This is a genomic window from Roseovarius sp. B08, assembly GCF_051417955.1.
In the GTDB taxonomy this organism is placed as follows: Bacteria; Pseudomonadota; Alphaproteobacteria; order Rhodobacterales; family Rhodobacteraceae; genus Roseovarius.
Genome location: NZ_JBPRLW010000001.1, coordinates 2,193,890 through 2,215,240 on the forward strand (window position 1 = coordinate 2,193,890; position 21,351 = coordinate 2,215,240).

Annotated in this window: 19 protein-coding genes and 1 pseudogene; 12 read left to right on the plus strand and 8 right to left on the minus strand. The window is 63.7% G+C overall.

What is annotated here, in order from left to right; genetic code table 11:
* The first annotated feature begins 219 nt into the window (after positions 1 to 219).
* The 5 genes from ACSQ76_RS11085 (at position 220) to ACSQ76_RS11105 (ending at position 5,326) form a co-directional block, all read left to right on the plus strand.
* Entirely contained in the window at positions 220 to 1,851 is a 1,632-nt protein-coding gene (locus ACSQ76_RS11085) for a L,D-transpeptidase family protein (protein WP_306129372.1), read from the plus strand.
* Between the two features lie 27 nt (positions 1,852 to 1,878).
* Entirely contained in the window at positions 1,879 to 2,970 is a 1,092-nt protein-coding gene (gene lpxD / locus ACSQ76_RS11090; protein WP_437156625.1) for a UDP-3-O-(3-hydroxymyristoyl)glucosamine N-acyltransferase, read from the plus strand.
* A gap of 29 nt (positions 2,971 to 2,999) precedes the next feature.
* Positions 3,000 to 3,260 (plus strand): acyl carrier protein, encoded by a 261-nt coding sequence (locus ACSQ76_RS11095; RefSeq protein WP_306129374.1) that lies wholly within the window; start codon positions 3,000 to 3,002, stop codon positions 3,258 to 3,260.
* On the plus strand, positions 3,257 to 4,468 hold the full coding sequence (locus ACSQ76_RS11100; RefSeq protein WP_306129375.1) for a beta-ketoacyl-[acyl-carrier-protein] synthase family protein: 1,212 nt from the start codon (positions 3,257 to 3,259) through the stop codon (positions 4,466 to 4,468). Before ACSQ76_RS11095 ends, ACSQ76_RS11100 begins: the two co-directional genes overlap by 4 nt.
* Before the next feature lie 81 nt (positions 4,469 to 4,549).
* Entirely contained in the window at positions 4,550 to 5,326 is a 777-nt protein-coding gene (locus tag ACSQ76_RS11105; protein WP_437156626.1) for an aminoglycoside adenylyltransferase family protein, read from the plus strand.
* Positions 5,327 to 5,507: 181 nt separating this feature from the next.
* Here ACSQ76_RS11105 and ACSQ76_RS11110 read toward each other — a convergent pair whose 3' ends face one another.
* The gene (locus tag ACSQ76_RS11110; protein ID WP_306129376.1) at positions 5,508 to 6,227 is read right to left on the minus strand and encodes an invasion associated locus B family protein; all 720 of its coding nucleotides are present in this window, start codon (positions 6,225 to 6,227) and stop codon (positions 5,508 to 5,510) included.
* Between the two features lie 534 nt (positions 6,228 to 6,761).
* Here ACSQ76_RS11110 and ACSQ76_RS11115 point away from each other — a divergent pair.
* Complete coding sequence (locus tag ACSQ76_RS11115; RefSeq protein ID WP_437156627.1) at positions 6,762 to 8,303, plus strand: helicase HerA-like domain-containing protein; 1,542 nt, start codon at positions 6,762 to 6,764, stop codon at positions 8,301 to 8,303.
* Positions 8,304 to 8,494: 191 nt separating this feature from the next.
* Here the strand turns inward: ACSQ76_RS11115 and ACSQ76_RS11120 are convergent, their stop codons facing one another.
* Entirely contained in the window at positions 8,495 to 9,466 is a 972-nt protein-coding gene (locus tag ACSQ76_RS11120) for a phosphotransferase (RefSeq protein WP_437156628.1), read from the minus strand.
* Between the two features lie 103 nt (positions 9,467 to 9,569).
* Between ACSQ76_RS11120 and ACSQ76_RS11125 the strand changes: the two genes are divergently transcribed.
* From ACSQ76_RS11125 to dxs, 3 genes and pseudogenes are all read left to right on the plus strand, one after another.
* Positions 9,570 to 9,812, plus strand: a complete 243-nt coding sequence (locus ACSQ76_RS11125) for an exodeoxyribonuclease VII small subunit (protein WP_437158187.1) — start codon at positions 9,570 to 9,572, stop codon at positions 9,810 to 9,812.
* The gene (locus ACSQ76_RS11130) at positions 9,812 to 10,675 is read left to right on the plus strand and encodes a polyprenyl synthetase family protein (protein ID WP_437156629.1); all 864 of its coding nucleotides are present in this window, start codon (positions 9,812 to 9,814) and stop codon (positions 10,673 to 10,675) included. Before ACSQ76_RS11125 ends, ACSQ76_RS11130 begins: the two co-directional genes overlap by 1 nt.
* Positions 10,676 to 10,730: 55 nt before the next feature.
* Positions 10,731 to 12,655: pseudogene (gene dxs / locus ACSQ76_RS11135) on the plus strand (1-deoxy-D-xylulose-5-phosphate synthase).
* A gap of 52 nt (positions 12,656 to 12,707) precedes the next feature.
* Here dxs and ACSQ76_RS11140 read toward each other — a convergent pair.
* The 3 genes from ACSQ76_RS11140 to ACSQ76_RS11150 all read right to left on the minus strand — a co-directional run bounded on the left by ACSQ76_RS11140 (position 12,708) and on the right by ACSQ76_RS11150 (position 14,627).
* A complete protein-coding gene (locus ACSQ76_RS11140; RefSeq protein ID WP_306129382.1) occupies positions 12,708 to 12,893 on the minus strand; it encodes a hypothetical protein in 186 nt (61 codons plus the stop codon).
* 64 nt (positions 12,894 to 12,957) lie between these two features.
* Positions 12,958 to 13,173 carry a hypothetical protein gene (locus ACSQ76_RS11145; RefSeq protein WP_306129383.1) on the minus strand — a complete coding sequence of 72 codons (216 nt, stop codon included), beginning with the start codon at positions 13,171 to 13,173 and terminating at the stop codon, positions 12,958 to 12,960.
* A gap of 446 nt (positions 13,174 to 13,619) precedes the next feature.
* Entirely contained in the window at positions 13,620 to 14,627 is a 1,008-nt protein-coding gene (locus ACSQ76_RS11150; protein WP_437156630.1) for a GlxA family transcriptional regulator, read from the minus strand.
* Positions 14,628 to 14,796: 169 nt separating this feature from the next.
* On the opposite strand from ACSQ76_RS11150, the gene ACSQ76_RS11155 reads away from it, so the two are divergent.
* Positions 14,797 to 16,167 carry a class II 3-deoxy-7-phosphoheptulonate synthase gene (locus ACSQ76_RS11155; protein ID WP_306129385.1) on the plus strand — a complete coding sequence of 457 codons (1,371 nt, stop codon included), beginning with the start codon at positions 14,797 to 14,799 and terminating at the stop codon, positions 16,165 to 16,167.
* Positions 16,168 to 16,309: 142 nt separating this feature from the next.
* Here ACSQ76_RS11155 and ACSQ76_RS11160 read toward each other — a convergent pair whose 3' ends face one another.
* On the minus strand, positions 16,310 to 16,426 hold the full coding sequence (locus tag ACSQ76_RS11160) for an entericidin EcnA/B family protein (protein WP_306129386.1): 117 nt from the start codon (positions 16,424 to 16,426) through the stop codon (positions 16,310 to 16,312).
* Positions 16,427 to 16,455: 29 nt separating this feature from the next.
* Entirely contained in the window at positions 16,456 to 18,288 is a 1,833-nt protein-coding gene (locus ACSQ76_RS11165; protein ID WP_437156631.1) for an extracellular solute-binding protein, read from the minus strand.
* A gap of 324 nt (positions 18,289 to 18,612) precedes the next feature.
* Here ACSQ76_RS11165 and ACSQ76_RS11170 point away from each other — a divergent pair, with 324 nt between their 5' ends.
* Together ACSQ76_RS11170 and ACSQ76_RS11175 are read left to right on the plus strand one after the other, a co-directional pair.
* Entirely contained in the window at positions 18,613 to 19,386 is a 774-nt protein-coding gene (locus tag ACSQ76_RS11170) for a 3-hydroxybutyrate dehydrogenase (RefSeq protein WP_437156632.1), read from the plus strand.
* Positions 19,387 to 19,455: 69 nt separating this feature from the next.
* A complete protein-coding gene (locus ACSQ76_RS11175) occupies positions 19,456 to 20,475 on the plus strand; it encodes a patatin-like phospholipase family protein (RefSeq protein ID WP_437156633.1) in 1,020 nt (339 codons plus the stop codon).
* A gap of 120 nt (positions 20,476 to 20,595) precedes the next feature.
* Here the strand turns inward: ACSQ76_RS11175 and ACSQ76_RS11180 are convergent, their stop codons facing one another.
* A complete protein-coding gene (locus ACSQ76_RS11180; protein ID WP_437156634.1) occupies positions 20,596 to 21,339 on the minus strand; it encodes a DUF502 domain-containing protein in 744 nt (247 codons plus the stop codon).
* Positions 21,340 to 21,351: the final 12 nt, after the last annotated feature.

The window sequence follows — 21,351 nt, forward strand, 5'->3', positions numbered from 1 at the left end:
TGCCCGAGGGTTCCATGGCGCATGGGTTTTCGGCAAGAATTTGCGCAAATTTCGGTCAGGCGTGGTTTGCAAGCGCGCGCCGCTCCGCGTCCTGGCTGCAACATGTGCCGGATTTTACGTTTAAAACCAATTGTGATTGGACAGTTCCTCCTGCCATAGGAACTAATGATCGCGTGCGCTTGTTGTGCACGCAGGGCAATCGTCGATTTGGAGAACGGCATGAGCAGCGCGTTGCGCATCTTCGGGCACACCAGCATTTTCACCACCATCCTCAGCGCCGTCATGGCGGTTGTCTTCTGGGTGTCCGCGCCACAGCCCGCCTCGGCGCAAGTCACCGCCTTCAAGCAGGCCGTCGCCGAGGCCGCCTCCGATGACCGCGATCTTGCCGCATTTTATCGCAGCACCGGCTTTCGCGGAATCTGGACTGACGAGACCGTCCACCGTCCACGCCGCCAGGCGCTGTTTCTGGCGCTCGAGACTGTATCCGCCCACGGCCTGCCGCAGTCGCGCTATGACATCGACGCGCTCGAAAACATGCTGCGCGCCGCCCGCACCCCGCGCGATATCGGCTTTGCCGAGGTGGCGCTCAGCAAGGCGTTCCTGAACCTGGCCGACGACATGCGCACCGGCGTGCTGGATCCGCGCCGCGTGGTCCCCGCCATCAAGCGTGAGCTGCGCGACTACGACCGCACCCGCACCCTGACCGCCTTTGCCGCCAGCCGCGAGCCGCGCCAGTTCATCCGCCAGTTGGCCCCCTCGACCAACGAGTACAAACGCCTGATGAAGGAAAAGATGCGGCTCGAAGCCCTGGTCGCCGAGGGGGGCTGGGGCCCGACCGTGCCGGGCGGCAAGCTCGAGCCGGGCGCCACAGGCGCCGCCGTGACCGCGCTGCGCAACCGGCTCATGGCCCAGGGCTACCTGGGGCGCACCGCGACGCAAAGCTATGACGTCACCATCCAGAAGGCGGTGATGGACTTTCAGCGCGATCACGGGCTGGAGCCCGACGGCGTCGCCGGCGAAAGCACGCTCAACCAGATCAACACCACCGCCGAGGAGCGCCTGAAATCGGTCATCGTGGCAATGGAGCGCGAACGCTGGCTGAACCTGCCCCAGGGCCGGGGCAAGCGCCATATCCTGGTGAACCTGACGGATTTCTCCGCCCGCATCATGGATGACGACATCGAGACCTTCCGCACCCGCGCGGTGATCGGCGCCAAGGCCTCCGACCGGCAAAGCCCCGAGTTCTCGGACGAGATGGAGCACATGATCATCAACCCGACATGGCACGTCCCGCGTTCGATCGCCGTCAAGGAATACCTGCCGCAGATGAAGCGTAACCGCAACGCGGCAGGTCACCTTCGCCTGGTCGACAGCCGCGGCCGCGTGGTCAGCCGCTCCAGCATCAATTTCGGCGCATACAATGCCCGTAACTTTCCCTTCGCCATCAAGCAGCCGCCGTCCAGCAGCAACGCGCTTGGACTGGTGAAGTTCATGTTCCCGAACAAGTACAACATCTACCTGCACGACACCCCGCAGAAGCACCTGTTCGACCATGAAACCCGCGCCTACAGCCACGGCTGCATCCGCCTGCACCAGCCCTTCGAATTCGCCTATACGCTGCTGGCCGTGCAGGAGGCCGACCCCAGGGGCAAGTTCCACGGCATCCTGAATACGGGCCGTGAAACCAAGGTCGACCTGGAAACCCACGTGCCGGTGCACATCATCTATCGTACCGCCGTGACCTCTCCCAAGGGGCACACCAATTACCGTGCGGATGTCTATGGGCGTGATGCGCAGATTTGGTCCGCACTGGAACAGGCAGGGGTTTCGCTGCCCGGCGTTCGAGGATAAACCGGCCCCAAACGCAAGGGGTCGGACATGTCCTACACGATCGAGCAAATCGCGCATGCACTCGGGGCCACGGCCCTGGGCGATGTCACCGTGACGGTCACCGGGGTCTCCGAGCCTGCCGACGCCACGGCAGACGACCTCGCCCTGGCCATGAAGCCTGAATATGCCCGGAATTTATCACAGGGCGCGGCCCGTGCCGCGCTCGTCTGGGACGGGGCCGACTGGCAGGCGCTCGGACTTTCCGCCGCTATCGTCGCGCCACGGCCGCGCTACGTGATGTCGGGACTCAGCACCATGTTCGACCCCGGCCAGGGCTGGGACGAGGGCATCCACCCTTCGGCCGTCATCCACGAGACCGCGCAACTTGGCGAGAATGTTTCGGTCGGTCCTCTGGCGGTGATCTGCGCCGGTGCGCGCATCGGCGCGCACAGCGTCATCGGACCGCAAAGCTTTGTCGGCACCGACGCGGTGCTGGGCGAGAAAGCCTTTCTGCGGGAAGGCGCGCGCATCTGCGCCCGCGTCGTCATCGGCGACCGCTTCATTGCCCAGCCCAACGCGGTGGTGGGGGCGGACGGGTTTTCCTATGTCACGCCGGATGTCTCGGGCGTGGAGCGGGCGCGCCAGTCCCTGGGCGACCAAGGCGATATCGCATCGCAATCCTATGTCCGCATCCACAGCCTTGGCGCCGTGCGCATCGGCGACGATGTCGAGGTCGGCGCCCATTCCGCCGTCGACCGGGGCACCATCCGCGACACCGTGGTGGGCGACCGCACCAAGATCGATAACCTCGTGCAGGTCGGCCACAACTGCGTCATCGGCAACGATTGCCTGCTTTGCGGGCTGGTTGGGCTGGCCGGGTCGGTCAAGGTCGGAAACAACGTCGTTCTGGCCGGGCAGGTGGGCGTGGCCGACAACATTTTCATCGGTGACAACGTCATCGCCGGCGGCGGCACCAAGCTTCTGGCCAATGTTCCCGCCGGGCGCGTCATGCTGGGCTATCCGGCGATGAAAATGGAATCCACGATGGAGGTCTTCAAAGGCCTGCGCCGGCTCAAGCGGCTCTTTGCCGACGTGGCTGACCTCAAGAAAGCTGTTTCAAAACCGGATCAGGTTGACTAAAGCGGTTTGCGGAAAGAACGGGGTGCAGCATGGAAATCAAGGACAAGGTCATCGAGATCATTGCCGAACAGGCGGTGCTGGAGCCGTCTGACGTCACGATGGACAGCACGCTGGACGAGCTCGGCATCGACAGTCTCGGCCTCGTTGAAAGCATCTTCGCCATCGAGGAAGCGTTCGACATCTCCGTGCCCTTCAACGCCAACGCGCCGCAGGAAAGCGATTTCGACATTTCGTCGGTCGCCTCCATCGTGGCGGGAATCGAGAAGCTGGTGGCGGAACAGAAGGCGTGAAGCGGGTCGTCATAACAGGCGCGGGCACGATCAACGCGCTCGGGGCAAACGTTGCGGAAACGCTGGAGGCCATGCGCGAGGGACGCTCGGGCATTTCCGAGCTTGATATCCGCGACGTCGACCGCCTTGCGATCAAGATCGGGGGCCAGGTCAAGGAGTACGAGCCCGAGGCGCGCTTCAACCGTCAGGAGCTTGCGCTTTACGATCGCTTCACCCAGTTCACCCTGCTCGCCGCGCGCGAGGCCATCGCGCAGTCGGGCCTGAAATTCGACGGCGAGCTGGCCGCGCGTTCGGGCGTGGTGCTGGGCAACTCGGGCGGCGGCATGACCACGCTCGATGAAAATTACCGCTCGGTCTACGAAGAGGGCAAGAACCGCGTTCACCCCTTCGTCGTGCCCAAGCTGATGAACAACGCCGCGGCCAGCCACGTGTCGATGGAATTCAACCTCAAGGGTCCGTCCTTTACCGTTTCCACCGCCTGCGCGTCCTCGAACCACGCCATGGCGCAGGCCTTCCAGATGGTCCATGGCGGCCTGACGCCGGTGATGATTGCGGGCGGCTCGGAATCCATGCTCTGCTTCGGGGGTGTGAAAGCGTGGGAGGGCCTGCGCGTCATGTCCAAGGACGGCTGCCGCCCGTTCTCGGCCAACCGCAACGGCATGGTTCAGGGAGAGGGCGCCGGCATCTTCGTCTTCGAGGAACTGGAACATGCCAAGGCCCGCGGGGCAGAGATCCACGCCGAGGTCGCGGGCTTCGCCATGTCCTCGGACGCCGCCGATATCGTCATGCCGTCGAAAAACGGCGCCTCCCGCGCCATCGCCGGCGCCTTGCAGGACGCCCGCATCAACGCCACCGAGGTAGGCTATATCAACGCCCACGGCACCGGCACAGCCGCCAATGACAAGACCGAAAGCGCCGCCGTGGCCGATGTCTTCGGCGCCCATGCCGACCGGCTGATGATCTCTTCGACCAAGTCGATGCACGGCCATCTCATCGGCGGCACCGGCGCGGTCGAACTTCTGGCCTGCATCATGGCCCTGCGCGACGGTATCGTTGCGCCCACCATCAACTATGAAGAACCCGACCCCGAATGCGCGCTCGACGTGGTCCCCAACGAGGCGCGCGAGGCAAAGGTCGACGTGGCGCTGTCGAACGCCTTCGCCTTCGGTGGTTTGAACGCGGTGCTGGCACTCAAGCGGTTCGCCTGACGGCCGCAATTGGTGTTCAGGGTCAGTTTTTGCAGACATAGCTGCCTTCCGATAATGAGCTATGCCCGTTAAAAAACCATCATGCAGGTGGCACTCCATCAGACAGAACAGATACAGTCGGCTGTGCTGATCTTGCACCGCCGTCTCGGCGACGCGCTGCTTGGTGTGTATCTGCATGGATCGGCCGTATCCGGCGGTCTCCGGCCGCAGAGCGACATTGATCTACTGGCAGTGGTTCAGTCCGAGCTGACCGAGAGCCAGCGCAAAGGCCTGTTGCTGGACTTACTGCACCTTTCCGGACGCCATCCTGCCATGCCGGGAGGCGCCCGCTGCCTTGAGGTTATGGTGTTTTGCCAAGCCGAGCTCAGCCGCGGTGACTACCCGGCGCGAGCGGAGTTCGTTTATGGAGAGTGGCTGAGGGAGGCTTTCGAGGCCGGTGAGACGCCGATGCCTGAACGAGATCCTGAATATTCTCTGGTTATCGCACAGGCCCATCAGGAGGCCATTCCGTTGTTCGGACCGCCGAGGAGCGAACTGCTGACGGACGTTTCGACAGAGCATGTCAACCAAGCCATGCGCGATGTACTTCCGGACTTGTTGGATGGATTGCGCGGGGACGAGCGGAATGTCCTGCTGACGCTTGCGCGGATGTGGCACACGGCCAGCACAGGGAGGTTCATCACGAAGGATGCTGCCGCCGAATGGGCGATTCCGCGATTGTCTGGCTCAGACGCTATGGCACTCGATCATGCGCGACGGGCTTATCTCGGCGAGGTCACGGACGATTGGAGCAGCGAAGGCGATGCAGCCCGAGAGTTGGCGGGGCGCATGAGCGAGAACGTCACCAACTCAATGTAGCGAGGATGGGCTTCCTTCCCGGTGACGTGCGGCGGGGTCGCCGCAAATGTCGTGGAAGGGCTCTAAGCGGACACGGCGCCCCGCGCTTGCCCTTGGTCAAGGCCAGGCGTCACAAGCAGAAAAAAAGCGCCGCGCCAGGTCAGGAGCGGCGCATCTCAATCTCGTTTGTGACTGACGCGGCTTACTCGTCCAGCACCGAAACCTCGTTGTAGGCTGCGGTAAAGCCCGACAACGACGCCTCGATCTCGACCACCTGGTCAGGCGCCTGCGCCGGCACCAGCGTCAGGCGTGCGGCAGCGCCGGCCTGGAACGCGTTGATGTCGGCCTGGGTAAATCCAATGCGGGCGAAACAGCCGCCCATCGAGCAGAACGAGTAGTTGTAGTTCTTGGCCTTGCCGCCATCGACCGAGATCTTCAGGCCCTGCGGCAACAGCGTGCCCAGCGGCACCGCGATCGTGGCACCCGCCACGGCCTGGCCGTCACTGGGCAGCTTGAACAGGCTGAACTCGGCCACCGGGTTGCCGCCTTCCTCGCGCAGAAGCTGGTACATCTGGCAGGGGTCCTCACCGGCCTCGCTGCGGAAGCACTGAAGCTGCCAGTCGCCGAAGGTCTCCTTGATATAGGAGGGATCTTCCTGCGCTTCGCGGCCCAGATCCAGCCCGCTCGCCGCGTCGCTCTCGCCCGCGGTGTCGGCGGCGGGTTCCTCCGCGCCGTCGGTTTCGGCCTGCGCTTCTGTCTCGGTCCCGGTTTCCGTCTCGGTGGTTTCCGTTTCCGTTGCTTCCGTCTCGGCCGCTTCGGCGCCGTCCGTCGCGCCTTCGATCTCTTCCGTTTCCTGCGCGCTCAGCGCCGAGCCGACGCCCAGCAGAACGAGAAAGGGAAGGGTGTGCAAAAGTCTGGTCATGTGGACCCCGTTGTCTTGTCTGAAATCAAGCTGCGTGCGCTCTAACATGGGTGATTGCAAGTGTCAGGATAAAACCGTAACGCCCCTTTCGGTGCAAGGCGGATTTTCGCCGCCGTCCTGCCTTGGCGCGACATGGCTATCTCGTTGAAAAGGCACAAGAACGCATCTCGCCAAAAAGGAAAAGAGACCCGAAAGGCCTCTTTCCCAATTCTCCCTGCCGGACTGGCCGACTTATCTATTGACCCGACGCTAGGGCAGTTCCGACGAGCCGTCAACAGGCAATCATCAAAAAAACTTATCGAGCCATTACAAGAGGATACCCGCAAGGGTTGTACCTCCGTCCAGAGCGCCCGAAATACCCGTTCCGGGCAGGCTCGTGAAAAAAGGCCGCACCCGAAGGCGCGGCCAGTCTGACAGGGAGGAAGTCGCCCCGGACCAAGAGGACATGAGGCCCGGGGCTAGATAAACACTGGCAGACAATCCTTAATTTTGTATGTTCGCATCGTGAAAAAACGTGGACGAGGGGACAGGGGCTTGGAAAACAAGGTATTCCTGGGTGGTGGCGGTGTCGATTACGCCGAGAAACAGGGCCTTGCCCTCAAGTACGCCAACCGCCACGGCCTGATCGCCGGGGCAACCGGCACCGGCAAGACCGTCACCTTGCAAATCCTGGCAGAGGGCTTTTCCGCGGCCGGTGTCCCGGTCTTCCTGTCGGACGTGAAGGGCGACCTGTCCGGCCTCGCCGCCGCCGGATCGGCAGATTTCAAGCTGCACGAGGCTTTCATGAGCCGCGCCGAGACCATCGGCTTTACCGACTACAGCTATGACAGCTTCCCGGTCACCTTCTGGGATCTTTTCGGCGAACAGGGCCATCCCGTCCGCGCCACCGTGGCCGAGATGGGGCCGCTTCTGCTTTCGCGCCTGATGCAACTGACCGACGCGCAGGAAGGGGTGATGAACATCGCCTTCCGCGTGGCCGACGAACAGGGCCTGCCTCTGCTGGATCTCAAGGACCTTCAGGCGCTGCTCGTGTGGGTCGGCGAGAACTCCAGCGAGCTTTCCCTGCGGTACGGCAACGTCTCGCGGCAATCCGTCGGTGCGATCCAGCGCTCCCTTTTGGTGCTGGAAAACCAGGGCGGCGCCCAGTTCTTCGCCGAACCCGCGCTGGAGCTGTCGGACCTCATGACCACCGCCCCCGACGGGCGCGGCCAGGTCAACATCCTCGCCGCCGACAAGCTGATGGGCGCGCCGCGCCTCTATGCCACCTTCCTGTTGTGGCTTCTATCTGAACTTTTCGAAACGCTCCCCGAGGTGGGCGACCCAGACAAGCCCAAGCTGGTCTTTTTCTTCGACGAGGCGCATCTGCTGTTCGAGGACGCTCCCAAGGCGCTTATCGACAAGGTCGAGCAGGTCGCCCGCCTGATCCGCTCCAAAGGGGTCGGCGTCTATTTCATCACCCAGAACCCCGATGACGTGCCCGAGGATATCCTGGGCCAGCTCGGCAACCGGGTGCAGCACGCCCTGCGCGCCTTCACCGCCCGCGACCGCAAGGCGCTGGAACGCGCGGCCGAGACCTATCGCCCGAATGACCGCTTCGACACCGCCGATGCCATCCGCGACGTCGGCACCGGCGAGGCGGTGACCTCGATGCTGCAGGACAAAGGCGTGCCCGGCATCGTCGAGCGCACGCTCATCCGCCCGCCATCCTCGCGCCTGGGTCCGATCGACGCCGCCGCGCGGGCCGGTGTCATCGCCGCCTCGCCCGTGGCGGGAAAGTACGAAACCGTCCTGGACCGCGAGTCCGCCTACGAGATCCTGGCAAAACGCGCCGAGGCGGCCGCGCAAGGCGCCGAAGAGGCCGAGACCGCCGCCGAAGAGCAATCCGCCGCCGAACGCGAGTTCAACGCCGGACGCCGCTACTCGGGCTCCCGCGTCGACCGCTCGTCCTCGCGCAGCCGCAAGCAAAGTGGCGGCATCGGCGACGCGGTGATGAACGCCGTGGTCAAGGAACTGGGCGGTACCACCGGCCGCCGGATCGTGCGCGGCATTCTCGGCGGCCTCTTCAAAGGACGATGAGCGGATGCCCGCGACGGCCCGTAGGGTGGGTGACAACCCACGCGCCCGCCGAACCGGCACGGCACCGAGACCGCGCGGTCGCGCAACCCCTGAAATCGCGAAACTGGCACCGTCGCGATACCGAGTAAATACCGACGCGATACCGACATGCCAATTCTCCGGCAACGGATGACGTTAACCTTCGATTCGCCCTAGCGCCCGATCCGCTCCAGGTCGGCCAGCAGCGCCTCGGACATCTGCCGCGCCCGCCGCACCCGGCTTTGCGGCAGGTTCCGGGTCTCGGCCCGCAACAGCGCCTCGACCGCGATGAAGAAGGGCAGGGTCACTTCCCGCTCATGCGCCGACAGCCGGAAGGCGTCGCAGAAGGCGATGAACCCCTGCCGGTCGACGCCAAGATAGACCTCACCCGAGGGGATCATCGCGCGGCGTCCCATATGCATCAGAAACCGCGCCATGTCCTTGTAGACAGGCGCCGGGCGTGACCCGCCACAATCAATCCCGGTCACCATTTTTCCGTTCACGATCAGGTTGTTGGGGTGAAAATCCCCATGCGACACGGCAAACCGCCACTGGCCGTCTTCCAACAGCGGTACCAGGCGCAGGATCTCTTTCAGGATCGGTTTTTCGACCCGCTTCAGCCGGTTGAACGCCTGGGTTTTCGCCGCCCGCTCGGCCCGCTTGGCCCACCCCGCCGGCTGGGCGGCGGCATCGGTTTCGGTACATTCCGTATAGGCCCGCAACCACCGCGCCGCGGGTTCCAGATACCGCGCCCGCTCGGCCTCCGGCGCGCCGTAGATCCATTGCAGCAAGGGCGTTCCCTCGACCTCCGACACCGCCATGATCCCGGCCTCGGGCGCGTATCCCAGCGGCGCGCAGACCCGCAGTTCGCCTTCACGCATCTTCGGCCAGATCCGGCACAGCTCGTTCCAGTCCCGCGCACAATCCTCGACCCGGTCGAGGTAGAGCCGGAATACAGCCGGTTGCTCCCCGATCCGGCCGCGCAGCACGACCCGCTTGCCCGCGACCTCGCGGATGAGCTCCCTCACCTGAGCCGTTGAAAACGCGGCATCTTCCGCCGCCGCTTCTTCCAGTCTCCGAGCCACGAGGCCGGACAAGTCAGGGTCGGCCGAGGGTGCGGCATCGGACGTGGAAAAGGATGTCATGGCCGGTATTTTTTCGCATGCCCCGCAGGGCGTCAACCGAATTGAAGCCCTGGCCCCGCACCGCTATGGTGCCTGCGGAAAACCCATGCAAGAGGCCGCTGAAATGGACGATGACGCGATCAACACCATGTCTTTCGAACAGGCGATGAAGGCGCTCGAGGACGTCGTCACCCGGCTGGAACGCGGCGACGTACCGCTTGACGAATCCATCGCCCTGTACGAGCAGGGGGCCAAGTTGAAAAAACGCTGTGAAAACAAGCTGAAAGAGGCCGAAGAGAAAGTGGCCGCGATCACGCTGGACGGCGACGGCACGCCCACGGGAACCACGCCGGTCGAGGGGCTTTGATGCTTCAGTCCGCGCTCGCGGCGGACGCGGCGGCAATCCGGACCTGCCTCGAGGCGCAGATCACCGGCGATCTGCCCTTGCACGCCGCCATGCGCCACGCGCTCTTTGGCGGCAAGGCCCTGCGCGGCTTTCTGGTGATGGAAACGGCGCGTTTGCACGATGTTAACCCTTCGCGGGCAGTCTTTCCCGCATCCGCGATCGAGGCGATGCACGCCTACAGCCTGGTGCATGACGATCTGCCCTGCATGGACGACGACGATCTGCGCCGCGGCCAGCCCACCGTGCACGTCAAATGGGACGAAGGCACCGCCGTTCTGGTGGGCGACGCGCTGCACTCGCTGGCGTTCGAGATGGCCGCACATCTTGATGGCGCCGCCACGCCCGAGGCCCGCGCCGACCTGGCGCTCAGCCTGGCGCGCGCGGCGGGCAAGGACGGCATGGTTCTGGGCCAGGCCCTTGATATCGCGGCGGAAACGGCTGCGGATCCGCTGACCCTCGAGCAGATCATCGCGTTGCAGGACGGCAAGACCGGTGCGCTGTTCGGCTGGGCCGCCAGTGCCGGGGCCGTCATGGCCCGCGCCGACACTGGCCCCCTTGTGGCCTATGCGCAGGCGCTCGGCCTCGCGTTCCAGATCCAGGACGACGTCATCGACCAGACCGGCGACGCCGCCGCCGTGGGCAAGGCCGTGGGCAAGGACGCGGCGGCCGGGAAGGCGACGTTCGTGTCGCTTCTGGGACTGGAAGAGGCGAAACGCCGCGCGGCCGCTCTTGTTGACACTGCCTGTGACAGCTTATCTGCTTATGGGAGGCGGGCCGAACGCTTGCGCGACCTGGCGCGCTTCGTTATCTCGCGGCAAAGCTAGCCGTCCGGCCCGAACCGGCCCTGAGTGGCTGCCAAACTTCAAGGAGCGGCGACGCGTGACACGCCCCCAGACCCCCTTGCTGGACACGGTTTCCAGCCCCGCCGACCTAAAGCGTCTCTCCGATTCCGAGTTGCGCCAGCTGGCAGACGAGCTGCGCAGCGAGACCATCTCGGCGGTTTCCGAAACCGGCGGACACCTCGGCGCCGGCCTCGGCGTGGTCGAACTGACAGTGGCGCTGCATCACACCTTCGACGCCCCGCGCGACAAGATCATCTGGGACGTCAGTCACCAGTGCTATCCCCACAAGATCCTGACAGGCCGCCGCGACCGTATGCGCACGATCCGGCAGGAGGGGGGCTGAGCGGTTTCACCAAGCGCTCTGAAAGCCCGTACGACCCGTTCGGCGCCGCCCACAGTTCCACCTCGATTTCCGCCGCCCTGGGCTTTGCCGTGGCGCGCGACCTCGGCGGGGCCAGCGAGACCGGCCATGGCGATGCCATCGCGGTCATCGGCGACGGCGCGATGTCGGCAGGCATGGCCTTCGAGGCGATGAACCACGCAGGCCACCTTGGCAAGCGCCTGATCGTCATCCTGAACGACAACGAGATGTCCATCGCGCCGCCCGTGGGTGCGCTCTCGTCCTACCTGTCGCGCCTTTACGCGGGCGAGCCTTTTCAGGAATTCAAGGCCGCCGCGAAGGGCGCGGTATCGCTTCTGCCAGAGCCTTTCCAAATGGGCGCGAAGCGGGCCAAGGAAATGCTCAAGGGCATGGCCGTGGGCGGAACGCTGTTCGAGCAGTTGGGCTTCAGCTATCTAGGCCCTATCGACGGGCACGACATGGACCAGCTTTTGCCCGTTTTGCGCACCGTCAAGGCCCGCGCGAACGGGCCGATCCTGATCCACATGATCACGAAGAAAGGCAAGGGCTACGCCCCGGCGGAAAGCCGTCGCGACGGCGGGCACGCGACCGCCAAGTTCGACATCGCCACTGGCGAGCAGAAGAAATCACCCTCGAACGCCCCCAGCTACACCAAGGTCTTTGCCGAGGCGCTGCTGAAACACGCGGCCGAAGACGACCGGATCTGTGGCGTGACCGCCGCGATGCCGGACGGCACCGGGCTGGACCTGCTGGAAAAACGCTATCCTTCGCGCTGCTTTGACGTCGGTATCGCCGAACAGCATGCCGTGACCTTCTCGGCCGGGCTTGCGGCAGGTGGGATGCGGCCCTTCTGCGCGATCTATTCCACCTTTCTGCAACGCGGGTTCGATCAGGTCGTGCACGATGTCGCAATCCAGCGCCTGCCGGTGCGTTTCGCCATCGATCGCGCGGGGTTGGTGGGGGCCGACGGCGCCACCCATGCGGGCAGCTTCGACGTGGCTTACCTGTCGAACTTGCCTGGCTTCACTGTCATGGCCGCCGCCGACGAGGCCGAGCTGGTGCACATGGTTGCCACCGCCGCGGCGCATGACACCGGGCCCATTGCGTTCCGCTATCCGCGGGGCGAAGGCGAGGGCGTCACCATGCCCGAGCGCGGCGAGGTGCTGGAGATCGGCAAGGGCCGGATGATCCGCGAAGGTTCACGTGTGGCCATCCTGTCCTTCGGCACGCGCCTGGGCGAGGTAATGAAGGCCTGCGAGGGGCTGGGCGCGCGCGGCATCACGCCGACCGTCGCGGATGCGCGCTTCTCCAAGCCTTTGGACACGGATCTGATCGACCGGCTGGCCGCCAAGCACGAGGCGCTGATCACCATCGAGGAAGGGGCCATCGGCGGATTCGGCAGTCACGTGGCCCAGCACCTGGCCGAGCAGGGCATCTTCGACACAGGCTTCCGGTTCCGTTCGATGGTCCTGCCGGACAGCTTCATCGACCAGGCCAGCCCGGCCGACATGTACGCCGTGGCCGGACTCAATGCCGCTCAGATCGAGGCTAAGGTCCTGGATGTGCTGGGGGTCGGGCAGATCGCGGGAAAACGGGCCTGAGCAACCCCTTGCGTCTGGAATGTCGGGCGGGGCCTGCCGGTGCGGGCCTGGCTCAGTTTTCTTCGTTATACTTGACCGAGATGCCCTGCTCGAGCGCCGAGGCAAGGTTGTCGACGCCGCCTTTGGCCGTTTCAATTGCACCGAGGCAGAGCCATGTCACGGCCGCGGTCGTCACGACCCAGTCCACGGTGACGGCGCCGTCTTCCTCGGCAATGAACGTGTTTAGTGCGGAAAACATGGCAGTGTGTTTCCTTCTTTTCTTGCGGGGCCGGCGGGCGAAGGCCTGCCGGCGCGGGTTTTGTTCAGGGATCGACCCCATCGACCGACTTGGTTTCCACGGATGTCTTGATCGAGTCGGCCAACCCGAAGGTGCCATCGCGGGCCGTTCCGACCGTCAGGCATCCAAGGCAGATCACGCTGACTGCCAATACGATCCAATCCACGCTCACGACGCCCGAGTCGCCGGTCAGGAAGTTTCGTAGGTGGTCGAGCATCTGTCCTTTGGCCCTTGTGGTCATTTTGGTCGTCCAGTGTCGCCGCGCCGCGAGAGCAACGTCGCCGCACGTCATTGGCGCTCAAGGTCGGCGTGAAATAGGGCGGAAATGTGGCAAATGGGGCGAAAGCGGGGTGTTAACCTTTTCTTTCGGCAAATTCATGCCTCTTTTTGCGAATTGAGGCGTTCAATGGCCGCGTATTCCTGAAATCGTTTACCGCATCGAAACAGTGAATAGGGGACAAACGGCGAATTGCCCATTCATTGCCGCATTATACGAATCAATTTTATAAAATTCGCGCCTCGTCGGCGGTCGGGTTTGGCCTGCCGGGTTCTGCACGAGGCCTTTGTAAATAAGGTTTCGGCACCAGACACAGCACGCTCGGAAAAGAACGACCTCCGTGCCGTGCGCCTTATTTCAACCAGCTTTGGGTGGGCGCCGTCCTTCCGAAACCGGCCCGGCGGTGCGGATTACACCGACAGCCGCGCGGCCTGGCTGCCACGCTCACGATAGGGCGTGGTGCTGTAATGCGAACGATAGCATTTCGAGAAATGCGACGGCGAGGCAAAGCCGCAGGCCAGTGCCACATTGATCACCGTCATGTCGGTCTGCATCAGCAGGTTGCGCGCCTTTTGCAGCCGCAATTCCATATAATATCGCTTGGGCGAGCGGTTCAGGTAGCGCCGGAAGAGGCGCTCCAACTGGCGTGTCGACATCGCCACTTCCCTTGCCAGGATAGCAGGGCTGATCGGTTCCTCGATGTTGTTTTCCATCATCTGGATGACCTGGCTCAGCTTGGGATGCCGCACGCCGATCCGCGTGGGGACCGACAGGCGCTGCGTGTCCTGATCGGTGCGGATCGAGGAATAGATCATCTGGTCGGCCACGGCATTGGCCAACTGCTCGCCATGGTCGTCGGCGATGAGTTTCAGCATCAGATCGATGGACGAGGTGCCGCCCGCCGTGGACATGCGGTTGCCGTCTACCACGAAGACCGACTTGGTCAGCTCCACCTCGTCGAATTCCTCGGTAAAGCTGTCGTGGTTTTCCCAGTGGATCGTCGCGCGCTTTCCATCCAGCAGACCGGCCTTGGCCATGACATACGATGCGGTGCACAGCCCGCCGATGCGCGGACCCCGGCGCGCTTCGCGGCGCAGCCAGTTCAGCATTTTCTTGGTTGCAGCCTTCTGGATATCGGCCCCACCGCACAGCAGCACGACATCCTCGCGGCGCAATTCATCGAGATCGATGTCCACCTTGAACCGAGACCCTGCAGAGCACGACACCGTACCTTCTGCATCGGCTTCGCCCGACATCACCCATTCGTAAAGGGTCTCGCCCGACATGCGGTTGGCGATACGCAAGCAATCCAGCGCCGAGGCAAAACTCAGCAGCGTGAAATTATCTAGCAATACGAAAACGAAACGTTTCGGACCGGACGCGGGGCCCCCGCTTGATTTTTTCGCTTCCGCGCGCATGTTCGCTACTCCCTGCGCAGTGGCGTATCGGTCAGGTCTTTCACGAAAACCGCAAGATTGGCAAGGGGACCGAGGGTCGATTTACGACATATTCCGTCGAAGTCGTATGGTGTCGGCAGTCGGGCTTTAGTATAGACGGGTCTCGAAATTCGATGAGCGGAGAAGAACGATGAGCAATTGGCAGAAATCTGACTGGCGCAGCAAGCCGCGGATCCAGATGCCCGACTATACCGATGCAGAGGCCCTGCAGTCGGTCGAGTCAAAGCTGTCCAAGTATCCGCCGCTGGTGTTTGCAGGAGAAGCCCGGCGCCTGAAGAAACAGCTGGGCGCGGCATCGCGCGGCGAGGCGTTCCTGTTGCAGGGCGGCGACTGCGCAGAGGCGTTCGACCAGTTCTCGGCCGACGCGATCCGCGACACGTTCAAGGTGATGCTGCAAATGGCGATGGTGCTGACCTACGGCGCCAAGGTGCCGGTGATTAAGGTCGGCCGCATGGCAGGACAGTTTGCCAAGCCGCGCTCGGCGCCGACCGAGGTGGTCAATGGCGTGGAGCTGCCCAGCTATCGCGGAGACATCATCAACGAACTGGCCTTCACGCCAGAGGCGCGCATTCCCGACCCGAACAAGATGCTGCACGCCTACACCCAGGCGGCAGCCACGCTGAACCTTCTGCGGGCCTTTTCGACCGGAGGCTATGCCGACGTGAACCAGGTGCATGCCTGGACGCTGGGCTTTACCGATGGGGAAAAGGCGGAACGCTACCGCGAAATGGCCTCGCGCATTTCCGACACGCTGGATTTCATGCGCGCGGCGGGCGTCGACAGTGCCAGCGCCCACACGCTGCACACGGTGGAATTCTACACCTCGCACGAAAGCCTGCTGCTGGAATACGAGGAAGCGCTGGCTCGCGTCGACTCGACCTCGGGCAACTGGCTGGCGGGGTCGGGGCACATGCTGTGGATCGGCGACCGCACGCGACAGCCTGACGGCGCGCATGTGGAATTCCTGCGCGGCGTGCTGAACCCGATCGGGCTGAAGTGCGGGCCGACCATGGAAGAGGACGACCTGAAAAAGCTGATGGCGACGCTGAACCCCGACAACGAGGCCGGGCGCCTGACGCTGATCGCGCGGTTCGGCGCGGGCAAGGCAGGCGAGCATCTGCCGCGCCTGATCAAGACCGTGCGCGAGGAGGGGGCCAACGTGACCTGGGTTTGCGACCCGATGCATGGCAACACGATCAAGTCGGCCTCGGGTTACAAGACGCGGCCCTTCGAGAGCGTGCTGCGCGAGGTTCAGGAGTTCTTCGGCGTGCACCGGGCCGAGGGCACCACCCCGGGCGGGGTGCATTTCGAGATGACCGGCCAGGACGTGACCGAATGCACCGGTGGCGTGCGGGCGGTGACCGAGGAGGACCTGTCGGACCGGTACCACACGGCGTGTGATCCGCGCCTCAACGCATCGCAGGCGCTGGAACTGGCCTTTCTCGTGGCGCAGGAACTGTCGGACCTGCGCGAGAGCCGGGAGGCCCAGAAGGTCGGCTAAACGCTTAATGAGAGACATCGAAAAGGCCGGCGCAGTGGCGTCGGCCTTAATTTGTGAAGCATCGTAGGGACGGTCGCAAGCAACCATTCGCCGTCGCTACCGAAGACGTTCAACAATACTGCCTGGCCGCGTCAGTGCGGTCTCAGAACCAGCTTTGTACGCCGCGCGATGCGCCGGAAATGTCCCGGCCGACACCTTCGATCGTGGCGCAGCCCGACAGGGCCGCAGCGACCAGCGCGAAAACAGCGATTTTCCTCATGTTACCTGCTCGATTCTACTGTCGTTCTTTTATTTTTCACTTGCCTCGGACCACCAGACCTCGGGGAGGAACCAAATCCCGTCCCCGTAGACCGGCAATCGGTTGGCAGGATATTTCAAGTGGCTGAGATGCGCAATCCTGCCGACGGCATAGGCGTGGATCGGGATGACATAGCGACCTGAAATCAACACCCTGTCCAGAGCGCGGACCGCGGCGACGAAGTCTTCGTGGCTGGTGGCGTTCAGCATCGTGTCTATCATCGCCTCGGCGGCGGGGGACTTCATGCCCATGACGTTCCGGCTGCCGGGGATGTCGGCATATTCGGCGCCCCAGTAGTAGATCTGTTCGTTGCCGGGACTAAGCGAGAAGGCACGGCGAAAGAAGGTGAGGTCAAAATCGAAATTCTGCTCGCGTTCGTTATATTGCGCGGGATCGGTGGTCTCGATTGTCAGGTCAATGCCCAGCCGTTCCAGTGCCTGAGCGTAGATTTTCATGTAGGTCGACGCCTGTTGCAGCAGCCCGTCCTGCTGCAAAAGCACGGTCAGGCTCAGCGGCTCGCCGTCGGCGTTGCGCAACTCGCCGTCCACGACGTTCCAACCGGCCTCGTTCAGCAGGTTCATCGCCTTGCGGATATTGCCGCGGTTGCGCTTGGTGCCGTCGCCCTGGGGCACGGTGTAGCCGTCCAGTGCGCCGGGCAGAAGCTCGTCCGCGTAGGGCTCCAAGAGTTCGCGCACACGCCCCTCGGCAGGGCGCTCGCGCATGCCCAGTTCGGAACCCGAGAAATACGAGGTGATGCGCGGCTGTCGCCCGCCGGTCAGCGTGTCGTTGATATACTCGAAATTGAAGGCCAGGATCAGCGCCTCGCGCACGCGCCAGTCATCCAGTGGCGCGCGGCGGGTGTTGAAGACGAATCCGGTCATGCCAGAGGGCGTGCCCTGCGGGATCTCGGACAACGTGACGGCGCCGGACTGGACAGCGGGAAAGTCGTATTGCGTTGCCCATTTCTCGGCGTTCAACTCGCGTACGTAGGAGATGGCCTGCGCCTTGAACGCCTCTTTCAGGACGGCATCGTCGCCGTAGAACTCGATGCGGATCTCGTCGAAATTGTTGGTGCCGCGCCGGAAGGGCAGGTCGTTGCCCCAATAGTCCGGATTGCGTTTCAGGGTGACATGACGCCCGACCTCGTAATTCTCGACCACATAGGGCGCCGAGCCGATCGGCACGTCCGCCAGCGCGGCCTCCGAGAAATCCTTGCCCTCCCACTGGGCCTTTTTCAGGATCGGGCGCAGGCCGGCGATGAGAGCGAGTTCGCGGTCTTCGGTGTTGAAGGTCAGACGGACGCTGCGCGGGCCGGTGGCCTCGATCTTGTCGACCTTCTGCCAGAAGCCGCGATAGCGCCCGTGCCCTTCGGTGCCGATGGTCTGGTAGGACCAGATCACGTCGTCGACGGTCACCGGGGTGCCATCGGAGAATCGCGCCTCCTCTCGCAGCGTGAATTCGACCCAGTCGCGGTCCGGCCCGGTCTCGACCGATTCGGCCAGAAGGCCGTAAAGCGAGAACGGCTCATCGTAGGATCGGCCCATCAGCGACTCGTGCGTGAGGTGCCGCAACTGCCAGGGCGGCTCGCCTTTCTGGACGAACGGATTGAGGCTGTCGAAGCTGCCGACATTGCCGCTGACCAGCCGGCCGCCCTTGGGCGCGTCGGGGTTGGCATAGGGCAGGGACACGAAATCTGGGGGCAGGGCGGGGTCGCCGTACATAGCTATGCCATGCGACGGCTCGGCCACGCCCGGTTCGGCGGCAAAACCGGCGGCGAGAATCGCGATTGCGCGCAGCGCGCGGTGGAAAAAATCTGGTCCCATTCGGGCAACAATCCTGCTCAGGCCTTATTTGTCTGACCATGGACGTTAAAGGCGGATTTACGTCTTTTCAAACTTTTAGCTTGGATCATCACGGTGAATTGCGTATAAAGGGGGCACTGCTCGATAGGTTTCTTGCCTGTATGAAACCTGCCTCAATAACTTAACGCCGGCCTTGTGCCGGCGTTTTTTTTGGTCGAGCCGGCTGTTTTTTGCAAGCGCCCCGCGACATGCGCGAATTGCGGCGAAAGCCCGTGTACGACGGGTTTTCAAACCGTTTCGAAACGCGCTAGGTCAGTCACGAAGGTTAACAAAGGGTGCTGCATCATGTCTCTGTCTGGAAAAACCGCCATTGTCACAGGATCGACCTCGGGAATCGGTCTTGGAATCGCCGTCTCTCTGGCCGAGGCCGGCGCACGGGTCGTGCTGAACGGACGGGCCGCGCGGGACGAGAATTACGAAATTGCGGAAAGAATTCGTAAAGACACCGGCGCGGAGGTGGAGTTCATCGCCGCGGACATGGCCGATCCGGAGGCCTGCCGTGGGCTGATCGAGGACGCCGGAGGCTGTGACATCCTGGTGAACAACGCGGGCGTGCAGCACGTGGCGGGTATCCCCGACTTCCCGGTCGAGACATGGGACCAGATTATCGCGGTGAACCTGAGCTCGGCCTTTCACACCACCGCCGCCGCCCTGCCGGTGATGCGCGAACGGGGCTGGGGCCGTGTGATCAACATCGCCAGCGCCCATGGGTTGACGGCGAGCCCGTTCAAATCGGCCTATGTGGCGGCAAAGCACGGCCTAGTGGGGCTGACCAAGGTGACGGCGCTGGAGACGGCGGAGGAGCCGATCACCTGCAATGCGATCTGCCCGGGCTATGTGATGACACCACTGGTGGAAAAGCAGATCCCGGACACGATGGAGAAATACGGCATGGGCCGCGAGGAGGTGATCCGCGAAGTGATCCTGGAACGCCAGCCGTCGAAGCAGATGGCGACGGTGGAGCAGATGGGCGGCACGACTGTCTTTCTGTGTTCGCCCTCGGCCGAGCAGATCACCGGCACGACGATCAGCGTGGATGGCGGCTGGACGGCGCTGTGATGGACCGGGCCGAGGGGCCGGCCCCTCGGGCTCCCCGGGATATTTATGGCCAGAAGAAGAGCGCGTGACGTGAGCGGGAAACGGATCAACCTGGCTTTGCAGGGCGGGGGCGCGCATGGGGCCTTCACCTGGGGTGTGCTGGATCGGCTCCTCGAGGAAGAAGCGATTGAAATCGCGGGGATTTCCGGCACGTCCGCCGGGGCGCTGAACGGGGCCGCGCTGAAGGCCGGGTTGCTGGCCGGGGGCCGGGACGGGGCGCGGGAGAACCTGGACTGGCTCTGGGCGCAGATGGGTGCCGTGCAGGATCTGCGTCTGCCTGCGTGGATGTCAGGCCGGGTGCCCGGGATCGGCACGTTCAGCGATGTGCTGGAAGTGTCGCCGGTCTATACCCTGGCCGATGCGGCCAGCCGCGCGATCTCGCCCTATGTCTATGGTCCGTTCTACGTGAACCCGCTGCGCCGGGTGGTGGACAGGTTCGCCTTTGACAAGGTCTGCAGGATCTTCGAGCCGCAATTCTTTGTCGGCGCCACCAACGTGCATACCGGTAAGATCCGGGTGTTCGAGGGCGATGCGATCACCTCGGACAGCCTGCTGGCCTCGGCCTGCCTGCCCACGCTGTTTCAGGCGGTGGAGATTGACGGCGCGTATTATTGGGACGGGGGATACAGCGGCAATCCGGCGCTTTTTCCTTTATACCGCAGGGAGTTGCCGGACGACATAGTGGTCGTCAACATCAACCCGCTGGTGCGCGACGAGGTGCCGAAATCACCGCAGGAGATCCAGAACCGGATCAACGAGATCAGCTTTAACGCCGCGCTCTTGCGGGAATTGCGGGCGGTTCATTTCGTGCAGGGCCTGATTGATGCCGGCACCATCGCGGAGGGCGCGATGAAGCGGGTCAGGGTGCACATGATCGCCGATGACGACCTGATGCGGGAGTTGTCGGTGGCCACGAAACTGGTGCCGAGCCCGCTGGTGCTGGACCGGTTGAAGCGGGCCGGGCGGGCGGCGGCTGAGCGGTTCCTGGAGAGGGATTTCGGGGATGTCGGTACGCGCGACAGCGTGGATCTGGCGTCAATGTTCGGCTGAGGGCGACTCCGAGGTTAACAGGGCCGGAGGGCGGAAATCCGCGTCGGTATCGCGTCGGTGCCAGTGACCGGCGGTCCGGATCAACACCCCGCCCGCCGGGTTAACCGAGGGCCAACCTTTTCAGCCTTCACTGTCAGGCGTGATCGCCTTGCCGTTCTGGCCCGGATAGACCAGACCGGCGGAGATCACCAGCTTGGCCGCGTCCTCGATCGTCATGTCGAGTTCGATCACGTCCGAGCGAGGAAAGAACAGCAGGAAGCCCGAGGTCGGGTTCGGCGTGGTGGGCACGAAGACGCTGAGCATATCCTCGGATATCTGCGCCTTGTCGGCGACCTCGCCCTTGGCTTGGGTCGAGATGAAGCCGACGGCCCAGATCCCCTTGCGCGGGTACTGGATGAGGCAGGCCTTCTCGAAGCTGCGCTCGGACTGGGCAAAGACCGTTTCGGCGATCTGCTTGACGCCGGAATAGATCGAGCGGACCACCGGCATCCGGTCCACCAGGCTTTCGCCATAGCGGATGAGGGAGCGGCCGATCAGGCCTTTGGCGACCCAGCCCACCAAAAGCGTGAACACAAGAAAAACGATCACGCCCACGCCGCGAATGTTGAAGTGAACCCACTCGGCGTCGTCAGGGCGGGTGTTGCCCAGAACGAAGCGATTGATCAGGTATTCCGGCTGATAGATGTCAGGAACGAACGGCAGAACGAACCCGTCGACCCAGCCGACCAGCGTCCAGATCAGCCAGATGGTCAGAACGACCGGCGCAATCACCACGATGCCGGTCAGAAAGCTGGCGCGCAGGCCCGCGAACCGTCCGGGTTTCTTGGGCGGCGGCGGGGGATCTTCGTCGAAAGGGGTGTTCATTGGCGCCTTCGG

What these genes read in the sequence shown, in the direction of transcription:
- ACSQ76_RS11125 (WP_437158187.1), top strand. Translation starts at nt 9,570, where the DNA reads ATGGACGATGACGCGATCAACACCATGTCTTTCGAACAGGCGATGAAG.
- ACSQ76_RS11110 (WP_306129376.1), bottom strand. Translation starts at nt 6,227, where the DNA reads ATGACCAGACTTTTGCACACCCTTCCCTTTCTCGTTCTGCTGGGCGTC.
- ACSQ76_RS11180 (WP_437156634.1), bottom strand. Translation starts at nt 21,339, where the DNA reads ATGAACACCCCTTTCGACGAAGATCCCCCGCCGCCGCCCAAGAAACCC.
- lpxD (WP_437156625.1), top strand. Translation starts at nt 1,879, where the DNA reads ATGTCCTACACGATCGAGCAAATCGCGCATGCACTCGGGGCCACGGCC.
- ACSQ76_RS11140 (WP_306129382.1), bottom strand. Translation starts at nt 12,893, where the DNA reads ATGTTTTCCGCACTAAACACGTTCATTGCCGAGGAAGACGGCGCCGTC.
- ACSQ76_RS11145 (WP_306129383.1), bottom strand. Translation starts at nt 13,173, where the DNA reads ATGACCACAAGGGCCAAAGGACAGATGCTCGACCACCTACGAAACTTC.
- ACSQ76_RS11170 (WP_437156632.1), top strand. Translation starts at nt 18,613, where the DNA reads ATGTCTCTGTCTGGAAAAACCGCCATTGTCACAGGATCGACCTCGGGA.
- ACSQ76_RS11120 (WP_437156628.1), bottom strand. Translation starts at nt 9,466, where the DNA reads ATGACATCCTTTTCCACGTCCGATGCCGCACCCTCGGCCGACCCTGAC.
- ACSQ76_RS11160 (WP_306129386.1), bottom strand. Translation starts at nt 16,426, where the DNA reads ATGAGGAAAATCGCTGTTTTCGCGCTGGTCGCTGCGGCCCTGTCGGGC.
- ACSQ76_RS11095 (WP_306129374.1), top strand. Translation starts at nt 3,000, where the DNA reads ATGGAAATCAAGGACAAGGTCATCGAGATCATTGCCGAACAGGCGGTG.
- ACSQ76_RS11150 (WP_437156630.1), bottom strand. Translation starts at nt 14,627, where the DNA reads ATGCGCGCGGAAGCGAAAAAATCAAGCGGGGGCCCCGCGTCCGGTCCG.
- ACSQ76_RS11105 (WP_437156626.1), top strand. Translation starts at nt 4,550, where the DNA reads ATGCAGGTGGCACTCCATCAGACAGAACAGATACAGTCGGCTGTGCTG.
- ACSQ76_RS11130 (WP_437156629.1), top strand. Translation starts at nt 9,812, where the DNA reads ATGCTTCAGTCCGCGCTCGCGGCGGACGCGGCGGCAATCCGGACCTGC.
- ACSQ76_RS11155 (WP_306129385.1), top strand. Translation starts at nt 14,797, where the DNA reads ATGAGCAATTGGCAGAAATCTGACTGGCGCAGCAAGCCGCGGATCCAG.
- ACSQ76_RS11085 (WP_306129372.1), top strand. Translation starts at nt 220, where the DNA reads ATGAGCAGCGCGTTGCGCATCTTCGGGCACACCAGCATTTTCACCACC.
- ACSQ76_RS11165 (WP_437156631.1), bottom strand. Translation starts at nt 18,288, where the DNA reads ATGGGACCAGATTTTTTCCACCGCGCGCTGCGCGCAATCGCGATTCTC.